At 33.4% G+C, this 15025-nt stretch carries 12 protein-coding genes; 2 read left to right on the top strand and 10 right to left on the bottom strand.

The genetic code is table 11. From position 1 onward, the window contains the following. Nucleotides 1–438 precede the first annotated feature (438 nt). The 6 genes from hemL to hemA are packed head-to-tail and all read right to left on the bottom strand — an operon-like array spanning nt 439 to nt 6647. A complete protein-coding gene (gene hemL, locus ACFVRR_RS12740; RefSeq protein ID WP_387328889.1) occupies nt 439–1725 on the bottom strand; it encodes a glutamate-1-semialdehyde 2,1-aminomutase in 1287 nt (428 codons plus the stop codon). A 6-nt stretch (nt 1726–1731) separates the two neighbouring features. Next, complete coding sequence (hemB, locus tag ACFVRR_RS12745; protein ID WP_097978417.1) at nt 1732–2718, bottom strand: porphobilinogen synthase; 987 nt, start codon at nt 2716–2718, stop codon at nt 1732–1734. A 30-nt stretch (nt 2719–2748) separates the two neighbouring features. Further along, nucleotides 2749–3513 (bottom strand): uroporphyrinogen-III synthase, encoded by a 765-nt coding sequence (locus tag ACFVRR_RS12750; RefSeq protein ID WP_387328892.1) that lies wholly within the window; start codon nt 3511–3513, stop codon nt 2749–2751. Next, entirely contained in the window at nt 3506–4438 is a 933-nt protein-coding gene (gene hemC / locus ACFVRR_RS12755) for a hydroxymethylbilane synthase (RefSeq protein WP_387328895.1), read from the bottom strand. The genes ACFVRR_RS12750 and hemC overlap by 8 nt, the downstream gene beginning before the upstream one ends. A 12-nt stretch (nt 4439–4450) precedes the next feature. Continuing rightward, the gene (gene ccsA / locus ACFVRR_RS12760) at nt 4451–5284 is read right to left on the bottom strand and encodes a cytochrome c biogenesis protein CcsA (RefSeq protein WP_387328898.1); all 834 of its coding nucleotides are present in this window, start codon (nt 5282–5284) and stop codon (nt 4451–4453) included. A gap of 10 nt (nt 5285–5294) precedes the next feature. Next, on the bottom strand, nt 5295–6647 hold the full coding sequence (gene hemA, locus ACFVRR_RS12765) for a glutamyl-tRNA reductase (protein WP_097978413.1): 1353 nt from the start codon (nt 6645–6647) through the stop codon (nt 5295–5297). A 218-nt stretch (nt 6648–6865) separates the two neighbouring features. Between hemA and ACFVRR_RS12770 the strand changes: the two genes are divergently transcribed. Further along, nucleotides 6866–7348 (top strand): hypothetical protein, encoded by a 483-nt coding sequence (locus tag ACFVRR_RS12770; RefSeq protein WP_387328902.1) that lies wholly within the window; start codon nt 6866–6868, stop codon nt 7346–7348. Between the two features lie 47 nt (nt 7349–7395). Then, complete coding sequence (locus ACFVRR_RS12775) at nt 7396–8430, top strand: ion channel (protein WP_387328905.1); 1035 nt, start codon at nt 7396–7398, stop codon at nt 8428–8430. A gap of 81 nt (nt 8431–8511) precedes the next feature. Here the strand turns inward: ACFVRR_RS12775 and yihA are convergent, their stop codons facing one another. From yihA to clpX, 4 genes are all read right to left on the bottom strand, one after another. After that, on the bottom strand, nt 8512–9096 hold the full coding sequence (yihA, locus tag ACFVRR_RS12780) for a ribosome biogenesis GTP-binding protein YihA/YsxC (protein WP_387328908.1): 585 nt from the start codon (nt 9094–9096) through the stop codon (nt 8512–8514). Continuing rightward, on the bottom strand, nt 9093–11417 hold the full coding sequence (lon, locus tag ACFVRR_RS12785; RefSeq protein ID WP_387328911.1) for an endopeptidase La: 2325 nt from the start codon (nt 11415–11417) through the stop codon (nt 9093–9095). The genes yihA and lon overlap by 4 nt, the downstream gene beginning before the upstream one ends. 297 nt (nt 11418–11714) lie before the next feature. Next, nucleotides 11715–13412 (bottom strand): ATP-dependent protease LonB, encoded by a 1698-nt coding sequence (gene lonB, locus ACFVRR_RS12790; RefSeq protein WP_387328914.1) that lies wholly within the window; start codon nt 13410–13412, stop codon nt 11715–11717. A gap of 188 nt (nt 13413–13600) precedes the next feature. Continuing rightward, nucleotides 13601–14872, bottom strand: a complete 1272-nt coding sequence (clpX, locus tag ACFVRR_RS12795; protein ID WP_098860190.1) for an ATP-dependent protease ATP-binding subunit ClpX — start codon at nt 14870–14872, stop codon at nt 13601–13603. Between the last annotated feature and the right edge of the window lie 153 nt (nt 14873–15025).

Raw genomic sequence — 15025 nt, forward strand, 5'->3', positions numbered from 1 at the left:
AGAAGCACTGGACGAATAGTATCAGAAAAAACTGGAGAGAAAAATGAGCAACTATGTCATTGAAATTTTTTTACTAATTAGTAGATGAGGAACTATAGAATGTTTTTCATTCGCCTAACATATTATCTACTTTAGTATAGTTTTTTAGGTCAATATTAATCGGTATGGGTAATTTTACATGTTAATTGCAATTCTTTGGATTTTTATTGCAGGTTTGCTAATAAAATTTGCGATCTCCTGATTTTATTTGCAGTTTACTTTTTTTGTAGATTTTCCTCATCTATTTTTACATAGATCGGCATCTTATTTGCAATTCTCCTCTCTATCTATTTGTAGCTTGAACTTCTCTATTTTTTTATACAGTCGTTCTACTGAAGCTTTACCAACTCTTTTTGCTATAACAAAAAAAGGTGCCCTAAAATAGGACACCACCTTAAATTAAACTAATTGCGAAAATGCGTATTCAGCAGCTGCAATCGTTTTTTGAATATCTTCGTCTGTATGTGAAGTTGATAGGAATAAACCTTCAAATTGTGATGGTGGTAAGAAGACACCTTGTTCAGCCATTAGTTGATAGTATTTAGCAAACATTTCTAAATTAGATGTTTTTGCTGCTTCGTAATTTTCAACTTTTTCGTTTGTGAAGAAGAATCCAACCATTGAACCTGCACGATTAATACAATGTGGAATATTGTATTTTTCAGCTGCAGCTTTATAACCAGCTTCTAGCAAATCAGCTTTACGGTTAAATTCTACATAATCTTCTTTCGATAGCTGACTTAATGTTTCGTAACCAGCCGTCATCGCTAAAGGATTTCCTGAAAGAGTTCCAGCTTGATAAATTGGGCCACTTGGAGCAATTTGATTCATGATTTCAGCTTTACCACCATAGGCACCTACTGGTAAACCTCCACCGATCACTTTTCCTAAGCAAGTGATATCAGGCGTTACACCAAAATGACCTTGAGCACAATTATATCCTACACGGAAGCCAGTCATAACTTCATCAAAAATCAATAATGTACCATATTGAGTCGTAATTTCTCTTAAGCCTTCTAAGAAACCTTCAACTGGTGGAACAACACCCATATTACCTGCAACCGGCTCAACAATAACCGCTGCTAGGTCATCTCCAAATTGTTCAAAAGCATATCTTATACTTTCTAAATCATTATAAGGAACAGTGATTGTATTTGCTGCAACACCTTCAGGTACACCAGGGCTATCTGGTAATCCAAGTGTAGCTACACCAGATCCTGCTTTAATTAATAAGGAATCACCATGTCCGTGGTAGCATCCTTCAAATTTTAAGATTTTGTTTCGACCAGTAAATCCGCGAGCAAGACGTAAAGCACTCATTGTCGCTTCTGTTCCTGAGTTAACCATTCGAACAACTTCAATCGAAGGCACTCTTTCGATCACAAGTTTAGCTAATTCTGTCTCTTTTAATGTTGGTGCTCCAAAGCTAGTTCCAGTTTCTGCTGTTCGCTTTAAGCCTTCAACTACACGCTCATTTGAGTGACCTAAAATTAGAGGTCCCCAAGATAAAACATAATCAATATACTCATTACCATCTATGTCATATATTTTAGAACCTTTTCCATGACTCATAAAAATTGGTGACATATTAACACTTTTAAATGCACGTACCGGACTATTTACTCCACCAGGAAGCACTTGTTTTGCCTCTTCAAAAGCTTCAATTGACTTGTTATATGATCTCATTTATAATTACTTCCCTTCTGATAACCATCTGCAAGCATCTTTAGCATGATAAGTCATAATCATATCTGCACCAGCACGTTTCATACTAATTAATTTTTCCATTACAACTTTTTCTTCTTCAATCCAACCATTCAATGCAGCTGCTTTAACCATTGCATATTCTCCACTAACATTATAAGCTACGATTGGTTGGTGATAGTTATTTCTGATATCACGAATGATATCTAAGTATGAAAGAGCTGGTTTAATGATTAAGAAATCTGCACCTTCAACTGTATCTGATTCTGCTTCACGGAACGCTTCTAAACGATTGGCAGGGTCCATTTGATAAGCCTTACGATCACCTTGTCCTGGAGCACTTTGAGCTGCCTCACGGAATGGTCCATAAAATGCTGAAGCATATTTTACTGCATAAGACATAATTGGAATATTATCAAATCCAGCTTCATCTAAAGCATGGCGAATTGTTGCTACGAATCCATCCATCATATTTGAAGGAGCAATAATATCTGCGCCAGCCTGTGCTTGACTTACTGCTGTTTTTGCTAATAGTATTAACGATTCATCATTATTAACATACCCATCTTCTAAAACTCCACAATGTCCATGATCTGTATACTCACATAAACATGTATCTGCAATAACAATCATTTCAGGATATTGTTCTTTCGTTTGTGAAATCGCACGTTGAACAATTCCAGTTGCACAGTACGCTTCAGAACCTACTGCGTCTTTTACATCAGGAATACCAAAGAATATGACAGATTTTATGCCTAATGATACAATTTCATCCATTTCTTTTTTTAATTCATCTAAAGAAAATTGAAATACACCTGGCATTGAACTAATAGGATTTTTTACCCCTTGTCCTTCAACAACAAAAAGAGGATAAATAAAATCTTCTTTATGTAAATGAGTCTCTCTAACCATAGAGCGTAATGCTTGTGTACTTCTTAAACGACGGTGACGATCAAACGGAATAGAATAAGTCATTTTTTTCTCCTTCTTTTAAAGACGATCTGATTAATCAAGATCATCCACTATTTTTTTAATTAAGGCCTCTGTTGTAAATTTACTAGGAACAATAATATTATTCAAACCTTTTTCTCTAGCTTTTTGTGCCGTTACTTCACCAATACAAGCAATTTGAATGTTTTTTAAATCTTCCATACTAATTGCATTTCCAATCAAAAAACAAAACTGTTCTACACTAAATGGATTCAAAAATGTAATCACATCTAGTTTTTTATTTAGTAATAGATTTAACAGTTCATTTTTAACACCAAGATTTGCTATGGTCTCATAAACAGTTAATGAGTTAACTATATGACCATTTTCTCCTAGTATTTTTGGTACGTTATCACTCGCTAAAGAACCACGTAAAAATAAAAATTTTGTTCCTTTTTCTACTATGTAACTTAACTCAGAAGCAAATGTTTTACCAGTAAATTGACTTGGAAGGAAAGCTACTTCAAATCCTTCATAAACTAATCGGTACTTTGTTTTTTCTCCGACAGCACCAATTTTTTTTTGAAGAATTTTTTGTTTTAGATCCTTTGTAATATTTTGCACAAAGTAATTTACTGAATTAACACTTGTGAATAAAATCCATTCTGTATCAAGAACTAATTTTTCCAATTCATTAATTGAAATATCACTTTTAACTATTTTTTGAAGTGGAAGATTAATAGGACATCCACCAAACTGATGAATTAATTGATTGAATTCATCAGCTTGTTGCTCTGCCCTTGTCACTAATATTTTCATTCCATTTAAGGAATTATTCATCCGCTGCCTCTTTTACAGAATCAATAATATCCTTTGCTCCACGTTCAATTAATAGATTTGCAGCGTTTTCTCCAATTTCAGTTGGATCAGTACCTTTAACAGTTTCTTTTAAGATGATTGTTCCATCTGGTTTAGCTACTAATGCAGTTAACGAGATTTCATCTTTGTCATCGATCGTTGCAAATCCAGCAATAGGAACTTGGCAACCACCTTCCATTTTATGAAGAAATACACGTTCAGCTTGTACTGTTGTATATGTTAATTCATCATTCAGTCTATTTAGTAATTCACGGATTTCTGTATCATTTTCACGACATTCGATAGCCAGTGAACCTTGACCTACTGCTGGTACACAGATTGTTTCGTCAATGTATTCAGTTATACTTTCTTCAGCCCAACCCATTCTTGTTAAACCAGCTGCTGCAAGAATAATCGCATCGTATTCATTATCCTTTAGCTTTTGAATACGTGTATCGATATTTCCACGAATCCATTTGATTTGTAGATCTGGACGAACTGCTTTAATTTGAGCACTTCTTCTTAAACTACTAGTACCGACAATTGAGCCTTCTTCAAGTTCCATTAATCCTTTTCCACTATTTGATAGTAGGGCATCTCTAGGATCAACGCGTTTTGGAGTACATCCAATCATTAAACCTTCTGGTAAAATAGCAGGCATATCCTTCATACTATGTACAGCTAAATCAATTTCACTCGTTAGCATTGCATGTTCAATTTCTTTAACGAATAAACCTTTTCCTCCAACCTTTGAAAGGGTTACATCAAGTATTACATCACCTTTTGTAACGATTTCCTTTAACTCAAATTCATAATCGGGTGCTACTTCTTTTAGTTTCTCTACAAACCATTTAGTTTGTGTTAATGCTAGTTTACTTCTTCTTGTACCAACAATAATTTTACGCATTGTTACATCTCCTTACGTACTCCATAAATGAAACTTTGAATATAGATTTGAAACAACATAATTTCCGAACAAAACTAAGAAGCAACAGATGTTAAATATGCAAAGAGATTTGCCATAGAAACGGTTGCTTACCTTTAAATACATAAATGTACTATACATGATTAAAACGAAAAATGAGCCGATTACTTTCATATCATACCAAACAAATGTGTGTAATCGAATACTTGCCCAGATAACACCTAAAATAATGGAAGTTAGCATTAATGGAACTCCAAATAAGTTAAATGTGATAAACATTTTTTCCAACTTACCTAAACTCCCCAATTTCTTTAAATGAGTAGACCATTTCTTCTTTTTTAATAAAACATATTGAAAAATGTACATAACCGAAAAAATAAAGGACAGGGTAAATGCACCGTATGCTAAGAAAGCAAGTCCAATATGGATATATAATAACTCCGATTTCAACTGATCAACTAATGTAGCTGTTTTACCCGCCTTCGGAATTAAAATTGATAATGAAAATACTAAAAATGAAACAACATTTGTAAAGAAAACTAAATACTCTAGTTTCACTACCCAATTAATAAACAATGATAGTGATATTATAATCCATACATAAATATATAGCCCTTCTCTGGAAGTAAAAAAGGAATATAAACTGTATTGGCTAATGGTGTAAATCATTAAAACAGAAGAAAACACCCAAACAATTGCTAGCAAATAAAATGCTACCCGACTTGCCATCCTATTTGTATCTATAAAATCTATAAAAGAAAAAACGATACTCCATGCAAACAATAAGATTAATAAGTGATAGATAAAACTACTTTCCAAAATCGCCACTAATTAAACCTCATAAAAAACCTAAGTTTTGTTTTAAAGAAATAGTCTCTTTTTCTTGATTAGTTTGCATGTGTTTTTCATCTTTAGATTCTTGTAAAATTTCATCTAGACTAAATATTTCTTTAAAAAGGGCAATTTGTGCTTCTGAGTGTTTAGATGTACCCATTTCTTTTGCTTTCATAATTGGATCTCGTAAAATTTGATTTACGATACTTTTTGTGTGCTTTTGGATAATTTTTAAATCTCTTTCAGATAAATGGGGAAGTTTTCTTTCTAGACTACTCATTGTATCTGCTTGAATATCTAACGCTTTTTCACGTAATGCAGAGATTACTGGAACCACACCTAGCATTGATAACCAAGATTGAAAAATATCAATTTCTTCAGTGATTGCCTTTTTAATTTTTACCGCCTCACGTTCACGTTCTGCTAAATTCTCAGCAACAATCCCTTGAAGATCATCAATATCATACAAGAATGCACTATCAATATGATGAATTGATGGTTCAATATCTCTTGGAACAGCGATATCAACTAAGAATAGTGGGTTACCTTTTCTTGATTTTTCAATTCGACGAATCATTTTTTCCGTAATCACGTATTCTTTTGATCCAGTTGAACTGATAACGATATCTGCTTCTTTTAAAGCATTTTCAAGTGATTCTAATCCTTTTCCGATTCCATTGAATTGGTCTGCAAGTCTAACAGCATTTTCAACAGTTCTGTTAATAACAGTAACCTTACCTACACCTTGAGAATACAAGTTTTGTAAAGCTAAGTTACTCATTTTTCCTGCTCCAACAATCAGTACATTGCAGCCTTTTAAATTGCTAAAAATCTTTTTTGATAGCTCTACAGCAGCATAACTTACAGATACAGCATTTTCACCGATTCCAGTTTCTGAGTGAACTTTTTTTGCAAATGTAATTGCTTGCTTAAATAATTGATTAAAAATCGTACCAATTACATGATTCTCTTGAGCAAGTAAATAACTATCTTTTACTTGTCCAAGAATCTGAGTCTCACCAATTACCATTGAATCTAAACCACTTGCTACAGTGAATAAATGGTTGATTGCATCATTTCCAGTTTTAATGATTAGATATGGTGATAATTCCTCGTCTTTTAAGTCAAAACGTTGTAATAAAAAGCGTTTCATATAATATTGACCAGTATGAACTTGATCGACAACTGCATAAATCTCCGTACGATTACAAGTAGAAACAATAATGTTTTCTAAAATGCTTTTTTCTTTTTTTAATGAGTTCATTGCGTCCTGTAGTTCATTTGGAGCAAACGCTACCCTTTCTCGCACTTCAACTGGGGCAGTTTTATAATTAATCCCTATTGTAATGATGTGCATGCCCTAAAGCCCCCCTAAAAAACTTTGTACAAACTTGTGTTTTATATCTATCTTTGCTTAGCAAAATATCATATCCATGTTCTACATCAATATGCTATCATAAATGTAATATTTTGTAGAATTTTTAATCCGATTTATACTTTTAAATGTACACAAATTTTATTATACAATAATTTTAAAATAAAAGTGATTACAAATAATGTTAAACAGGAGTTGCTATGAAAAAAAATCGATTATTTATTGGAATCTTATTAATTGGCTTTGGCATTTATTATCTTATTTCAAAATGGCAAGTCCCAGCTTTACAGATTTTTACATATTGGACGACTCCGATCTGGATAACTGGTATTGCACTTCTCGTTCAAGCCTTTAAAGGTAGAGAAATCCATTATGTATTCCCGGGTATTGTCGTTCTTGGATTTGGAATTCATTTTTATGCCATCGAACATTTTCAAAATTGGCCACACCATTGGTCCGTTCTTACACTCATCATTTCAATCGGAATGTTACTACAATCTCGAAATGGAAAAGGTGAGTTATTACCCGGATTGCTATTATTTATTATGTCTTTATTTTTCCTTTTTAATGAAAAGCTTGCAACAATGCTTAGTTCGCTCCAATCACAGGTCTCTTATTTCCAGAACTATTGGCCAATATTGATTGCTGTTATCGGTTTATATCTTCTATTTTCTAAAAAATAAACATACTTTTTTATACATAACTAGCAGTTTTAAAAGGAGGAACATCTTTGTTATACTTCCTTGCGCTATGGAAAAAATTTGTATCATTTAATTATGTATCAATATTAATTCTATCTATTCTAATTGTTTCTTTTGGTTCAATAACTATACATATTTTAGAGCCACAAACCTTTCCAACTTTATTTGATGGTTTGTGGTGGACAATGACTACTCTGACGACAGTAGGCTACGGAGATTTCTTTCCAAAAACTGTTGCAGGAAAATGTTTAGGCATGTTTTTATTTATTTTTGGGGTCGGTATTATAGGCTTACTAGTATCTAAAACTGTTGATTCCTTTTCTAAATATCATCGTTTAAAGCTGGAGGGAAGAATTGTGTATAAGGATCATGATCACTTTATTTATATTGGTTGGTCTAAAAAAACAAGAGATGCTATTGAGGAACTATTCGATTCTTCACCGAATGCAAAGATTGTATTAATAGAAAATCTAGAAACATCACCTTACGAGCATCCACAAGTTCATTTTATTCAAGGAGACCCTTCAATCGAAAACACCTTACTAAATGCAAATATATTTGGGGCAAAACGGGTATGTATATTTGCAGATTCTACAATAGAAGATAGTGTTTTAAAAGATGGAAAAACGCTATTAATCGCTTCTGCAGTCGAATCACTATCAACTATGAAAAAAATGCCTATCCATACAATTGTCGAAATATCGAAAGAAAGCCATATCGTTAATTTCAAGCATGTAAATGTCGATGATTTTGTATTATCATATGAATCTGTTTCACGTCTAATCGCTAAAACAACTTTACACCCTGGAACTTCAACGATATTTAGACACTTTTTAAATACAAAGTTTGATGGAAGTAATATACATGTAATAGAGCCTAATAAAGAATGGAAAACTTATGAAGATGCCTTTCTACAATTATTTGAAAAAGGAGCAACTTTGTTAGCAATCAATGAGCAGTTAAATGTTCCAAAACTAAGAGAATGTAAATTGAATTCTACTGATCGTTTGTATATTTATTGCGAAGAAAGTTTATTAAAAAAGATAACTAAAAAAGCGTTATAAATAAAATAAAACAGGGGGCTCGCTTTTCGTTGACGAAACCTGAACAAAAAAATGCTGGTGGCTTTTAGCCACCAGCATTTTTTATTTACACATACGATCAATTACTGACCATGCTTTTTCTTTACCCATACCAGTTTCAGATGAGAATAAAATTAATTCATCCCCTTCTTCAATCTGTAACTTTTCACGAACTACTTTTGCATGTTTATCCCATTTTCCTTTAGGGATTTTATCTGCTTTTGTTGCTACTATAATGACTGGGATTTGGTAATGCTTTAAGAAATCATACATCATTACATCATCTTCTGTAGGTGAATGACGTAGATCAACTAATAAAATAACAGCTCTTAATTGCTCACGAGATGTAATATATGTTTCGATCATTTTACCCCATGCTTCTCGTTCTTTTTTGGAAACTTTAGCATAACCATAACCTGGCACGTCAACATAGAAAAGCTGTTCATTAATTAGAAAGAAATTTAATGTTTGCGTTTTTCCAGGTTTTGATGATGTTCGGGCTAATGCTTTACGATTTAACATTTTATTTATAAATGAAGATTTCCCAACATTTGAACGACCTGCCAAAGCGATTTCAGGAAATTGTGTATCTGGATATTGATTTGGTCGGACTGCACTAATGACAATATCCGCTGTTGTTACTTTCATTTTTTCACTCCTACTATTGCATGCGCAAGCACTTCATCTAAATGGGAAACAGGTATAACAGTTAAACCTTCTTTCACCATTGGTGGTACATCTTCTAAATCTTTTTCGTTTTCTTTAGGTATGATAACAGTCGTTAAACCTGCACGATGCGCACTAAGCATTTTTTCTTTTAATCCTCCAATTGGTAATACGCGACCACGTAAAGTGATTTCACCAGTCATTCCAACCTCTTTACGGATTGGTTTATTTGTTAATGCCGAAATCAATGCTGTTGCCATCGTTATACCTGCTGAAGGGCCATCTTTTGGAACCGCACCTTCTGGAACATGAATATGAATATCATATTTCTCGTGGAAATTTTGGTCAATATTCAGCTCTTCTGCTTTTGAGCGAATATAGCTAAACGCAGCCTGTGCTGACTCCTTCATTACATCCCCTAGCTTACCAGTTAAAGTTAGCTTACCCTTTCCAGGATATAGTGATACTTCAATAGAAAGTGTGTCTCCACCAAATGCAGTATACGCTAAACCTGTAGCTACACCAATTTGGTCTTCACTTTCCATTTGACCATAAGAGAATGTTTTCTTACCTAAAAATTCTTCAATATTTTTATCGGTAAATATTATTTTTTGTCTTTCGTTTGAAACAATCAACTTTGCAGCTTTTCTACATAGTGTCGCTAGAACTCGCTCTAATGATCTTACTCCTGCTTCACGTGTATAATGACGAATAATTGCAGAAAGTGCACTCTCACGAATTTGTACAGTAGATTTATTTAAGCCATGCTCCGCTAATTTTTTAGGGAATAAATGCTTTTTAGCTATATTAACTTTTTCAAGTTCAGTATAGCCAGATAAAGTAATAATCTCCATTCGATCACGTAATGGACCAGGAATAGTTGATAAATCATTTGCAGTAGCGACAAATAAAACTTGAGATAAATCAAATGGCTCTTCGATGTAATGATCACTAAATGTATGATTTTGTTCAGGGTCCAAAACCTCTAACATTGCTGATGCTGGATCCCCTCTAAAATCGCTCGACATTTTATCAATTTCATCAAGTAGAAATACAGGGTTATTTGTTCCTGCTTTCTTCATACCTTGGATAATTCGACCTGGCATAGCCCCGATGTATGTTCTTCTATGTCCTCTTATTTCTGATTCATCTCTTACGCCACCTAGAGAAACGCGTACAAAGTTTCTAGACAAAGCGTTTGCGATTGATTTCGCTAAAGATGTTTTACCAACTCCAGGAGGACCAGCTAAACATAAAATTGGACCACGAAGTGAATTCGTAAGTTGTTGAACAGCTAGATATTCTAATATTCTCTCTTTTACTTTTTCAAGACCTTCATGTTCATTATTCAGTATCTTTTCAGAACGATGTATATCCAATGTGTCTTCTGTTTGCTTAGACCATGGTAGAGCTACCATCCAATCTAAATATGTACGAACTACACCTGCTTCTGCGGCATTAGGAGGTAGTTTCTCATATCTAGCTAACTCTTTTAGTACTACTTCCTTTGTTTCTTCAGGCATATTTGCCTCTTCGATTTTTGTTAAAAACTTATCAACTTCTTCAGTTTTACCTTCACGATCACCTAGTTCGCGTTGAATTACCTTTAATTGCTCTCTTAAGAAATATTCTTTTTGAGTTTTATCAATATTTTTCTTAACTTGTAGGCCAATCTTTTCCTCAAGCTTAAGTAATTCTTTTTCATCTTGAAGGAAATTTAAGATAATATGTATTCGTTCAGTAACATCAATTGTTGCTAATATTTTTTGTTTTTCTTCTTCCCTTAATGGAATTGAATCGATCATTGCATCTGCAAGTTTACCTGGGCGGTCTTGCTTAACAATTGAAGCAATTGTCTCTGGCAAAATTCGCTTTGATAATTTACTGTATTGTTTAAAATGCTGCAATAAAGTTCTCATTAAAGCACGAAGCTCTTTAGATTCATCTTCTACATCTGGATATTCTTCTACCTTTGCAGTTAAGAAATCATTTTGATCAATAATTGATTTGATTTTTCCTCTGTGTAATCCTTCAACAGTAATACGAACAGTGCCGTTTGGAAGTGTAATTTTTTGTGTTAATTTAGCTAAAGTTCCAAATTGGTACAATTCGTCTATCTTTGGATTTTCAGTATCTGCATCTATTTGAGTAACAACAAAAATTAAATGATCTAACTCATCAGCTTCTTGTATAGCTTTTATCGATTTCGTTCTTCCTACATCTAGATGTGCAATAGTGGCAGGAAATACACTAATTCCTCTTAAAGGTAGGAGGGGTACAACTTTTTCTTTTGTAACATTCATTACGTTACACCTCCATGTTTTTCATTCTATTTAGTTATTTTACCTTAACATATATATCATTTACAATGAAATGCATTAAAAGAAAATAAAGAAGCTACATAATCAATCAACAACTGTTTAGCTATTATCTTATTTTTGACTATTGATACGAAGTAAACCTCGTAATAAGATTAAATCATAAAGAATGGATTTCTACAAAATAAAAAGTGTTCGATCACTTCATTGAAAAATAGAATGCAAAAATAATTTGTATTCTTTATTTATTCAAAATGAAATGATTCGAACACTTATTTTTATCTACATAGATTGCGATTGATTCTCTTCAAACAGTGTTAATTGCTGGAAATCAGTTTTTGTTTCAGCTGGTAGTTCAAATTTCCAATTATCTTTAAAGACTTCATGGAGAACTTTTTCTATGCGATCTACTGCTAATATTTCTACATCTTTATATTGATGTAATCTAGCTTGATCGTTCTCTTTCGGAACAATAATTTTAGTTGCTCCTGCTTTAACAGCTGCCTTTACTTTTTCTGGAACACCGCCAACTGGTTTTACATCACCTTGAATGCTCATTTCGCCAGTCAATGCGATTGTATTTAATACTGGAACATTATTAACCGCTGAAAAAATACCAACTACCATGGCAATCCCTGCAGATGGTCCATCAATTAATGCGCCACTTGGAAAATTAATGTGAATCGTAAAGTCATCGATTGGTACACCAATTTTTCGTAAGATTGTCGTAACATTTTCTAAAGAGCCTTTTGCCATACTTTTTCTTCGAATGGATTTAGCTTGATTACCTAAGCTTTCTTCCTCAACAATTCCAGTAATTGTAATTGAACCTTTACCGATTTCTTTTGCTTTCATTGCAATAACTTCAATCGGTAGTAACGCACCAATATTTGCTCCATAAACAGCTAAACCGTTCACCAATCCTACTGTTGGAGCTTCAGGAATTTTGTTAACAAGTCTTGGTGATAATCGACTTACAGAAACAACCCATCCAATATCATCTTCTACTAATTCTTTTCGTCCAGAAGTTAAAACCATTCCGCCAGCTAACTGAATTAAGTTAATCGCCTCACGACCATTTTTTGCATATGTACCTACTAATTCTAAGGCTTTTTCTGATAGACTTAATTCAATTTTTTCAGCAGATCGTTTAGCTACTGCTTGAATTTCATCCTGTTCTAATTCTCTGAAAAATATTTCTAAACAACGTGAACGAATTGCCGGTGGTATATCTTCTGGTGATCTTGTTGTTGCACCAACTAATCTGAAATCTGCTGGTAAACCATGTTTAAAAATTTCATGAATATGTGCTGGTATAGAAGGATTTTCTTCTTGGTAATAAGCACTCTCAAATTTTACTTTACGGTCTTCAAGTACCTTTAGCATTTTATTCATTTGAATTGGATGAAGCTCGCCAATTTCATCAATAAATAAAATCCCTCCATGCGCATCGGTTACTGCTCCTTTTTTAGGTTGAGGAACACCTGCTTGCCCCATCGCACCTGCACCTTGATAGATTGGATCGTGAACTGAACCGATTAAAGGATCCGCAATTCCTCTTTCATCAAATCGAGCAGTTGTTGCGTCTAATTCTATAAATACTGCATCTTGTTTAAAAGGTGTATTCGGGCTCTTTTTCGCTTCTTCTAATACCAGTCTAGCCGCTGCCGTTTTTCCGACACCAGGCGGTCCATAAATGATTACATGCTGAGGATTAGCACTGCACAGTGAAGCTTTTAACGCTTTTATTCCATCCTCTTGGCCAACTATATCATCAAAAGTTGTTGGTCTAACTCTCTCTGCTAACGGAACAGTTAAAGAGATTGACTTTAATTTACGTAACTGCTCCATTTCTTTTTTAGATTCCCTGTCAATCGAAACTTTAGTTGTTCGTTGACCTTTTAATAAATGAATAAAATACAATGCAACAATTGTACCTAATGCTAATTGAGCTAATAATATAATAGTTGTTAAACTCATTCTTTACCCCTCCACTGAAGTAGAAATTAATTTTAGTATCGCCCTCTAAATGGAAGGATAAACCAAATTTTAAAAATTAAAGAAAAGGTTTACCAAGTAAAGTTCCTATGCATTTAAGAAAGATTTTAGAAAAATCACTTAAAAAAGACAAAAATAAAAACCAAATGCAAATGCATTTGGTTCTTTACTTAAGCTAATTTATTTGCTTTTTTCTTTAACTCTAATTCTGTTCCATCTTCTAGTACAAGCTTAGGAGCTGCACCAGTTTTAACAGTTTCTGCTGAGATAATACATTTTTGAATATCCTCGCGTGAAGGTAATTCAAACATAATATCTAACATAATCCCTTCAATGATCGAACGTAGTCCACGAGCTCCAGTTTTACGCTCAATTGCTTTTTTAGCAATTTCAGTTAATGCGTTATCCTCAAACTCAAGTTCAACTTGGTCAAGCTCTAGTAATTTTTGATATTGCTTAATTAAAGCATTTTTTGGTTTAGTTAAAATTTCAACTAATGATGCTTCATCAAGTTGCTCTAAATTAGCTAAAACTGGTAAACGACCGATGAACTCCGGAATTAAACCAAAGCGTAATAAGTCTTCTGGTAATACGTGGTTTAAGATTTCTTTTGAGCTTAAATCGCTCTTTTCAGAATCACCACTGAAACCAATTACCTTTTTACCTAAACGGCGTTTGATAATTTGTTCGATGCCATCAAATGCTCCACCACAAATAAATAAAATATTTGTCGTATCAATTTGAATGAATTCTTGATGTGGATGCTTACGACCACCTTGAGGAGGTACGCTTGCAACTGTTCCTTCAAGAATTTTTAAAAGTGCTTGCTGAACACCTTCTCCTGACACATCACGTGTAATTGAAGGGTTTTCAGACTTACGTGCAACTTTATCAATTTCATCGATATAAATAATACCTTTTTCAGCGCGTTCTACATCATAATCAGCTGCTTGGATTAATTTTAAAAGAATGTTTTCAACATCTTCCCCAACATATCCAGCTTCAGTTAATGAAGTTGCATCTGCAATCGCAAATGGTACATTTAAAATTCGTGCTAAAGTTTGAGCTAATAATGTTTTACCACTACCAGTTGGCCCAATCATTGCAATATTACTTTTTGATAACTCAACCTCATCAATTTTGCTATTTGAATTAATACGTTTGTAGTGATTATATACAGCAACAGATAACGCTTTTTTCGCATTATCCTGTCCAATAACGTATTCATCAAGAATTTCGCAAATTTCTTTCGGTTTCGGAACGTCTTTAAACTCTACTTCCTCTTCTTTTGCTAGCTCTTCTTGAACAATTTCAGTACAAAGCTCAATACACTCGTCACAAATATATACACCAGGTCCAGCAACTAATTTTCTAACCTGAGACTGTGACTTCCCACAGAACGAACATTTTAGCTGTCCTTTTTCTTCGTTAAATTTGAACATATGTTCACTCCCTCTAAAAATTTCTAAAAACACTCAATATGTATGTAATCGAAAAAAATATGTATCTTGTAGCTATATAATAGCATACAAAATAAACAAAGCAATTAATTACTACTCTAAAATTGTTTAAATTTTTAGAATATATATATTCTA

This window comes from Gottfriedia sp. NPDC057948 (genome assembly GCF_042887255.1).
Taxonomy (GTDB): Bacteria; Bacillota; Bacilli; order Bacillales; family Bacillaceae_G; genus Gottfriedia.

What these genes read in the sequence shown, in the direction of transcription:
- hemB (WP_097978417.1), bottom strand. Translation starts at nt 2,718, where the DNA reads ATGACTTATTCTATTCCGTTTGATCGTCACCGTCGTTTAAGAAGTACA.
- clpX (WP_098860190.1), bottom strand. Translation starts at nt 14,872, where the DNA reads ATGTTCAAATTTAACGAAGAAAAAGGACAGCTAAAATGTTCGTTCTGT.
- hemL (WP_387328889.1), bottom strand. Translation starts at nt 1,725, where the DNA reads ATGAGATCATATAACAAGTCAATTGAAGCTTTTGAAGAGGCAAAACAA.
- yihA (WP_387328908.1), bottom strand. Translation starts at nt 9,096, where the DNA reads ATGAAAGTAACAACAGCGGATATTGTCATTAGTGCAGTCCGACCAAAT.
- lonB (WP_387328914.1), bottom strand. Translation starts at nt 13,412, where the DNA reads ATGAGTTTAACAACTATTATATTATTAGCTCAATTAGCATTAGGTACA.
- ACFVRR_RS12770 (WP_387328902.1), top strand. Translation starts at nt 6,866, where the DNA reads ATGAAAAAAAATCGATTATTTATTGGAATCTTATTAATTGGCTTTGGC.
- lon (WP_387328911.1), bottom strand. Translation starts at nt 11,417, where the DNA reads ATGAATGTTACAAAAGAAAAAGTTGTACCCCTCCTACCTTTAAGAGGA.
- ACFVRR_RS12750 (WP_387328892.1), bottom strand. Translation starts at nt 3,513, where the DNA reads ATGAATAATTCCTTAAATGGAATGAAAATATTAGTGACAAGGGCAGAG.
- hemC (WP_387328895.1), bottom strand. Translation starts at nt 4,438, where the DNA reads ATGCGTAAAATTATTGTTGGTACAAGAAGAAGTAAACTAGCATTAACA.
- hemA (WP_097978413.1), bottom strand. Translation starts at nt 6,647, where the DNA reads ATGCACATCATTACAATAGGGATTAATTATAAAACTGCCCCAGTTGAA.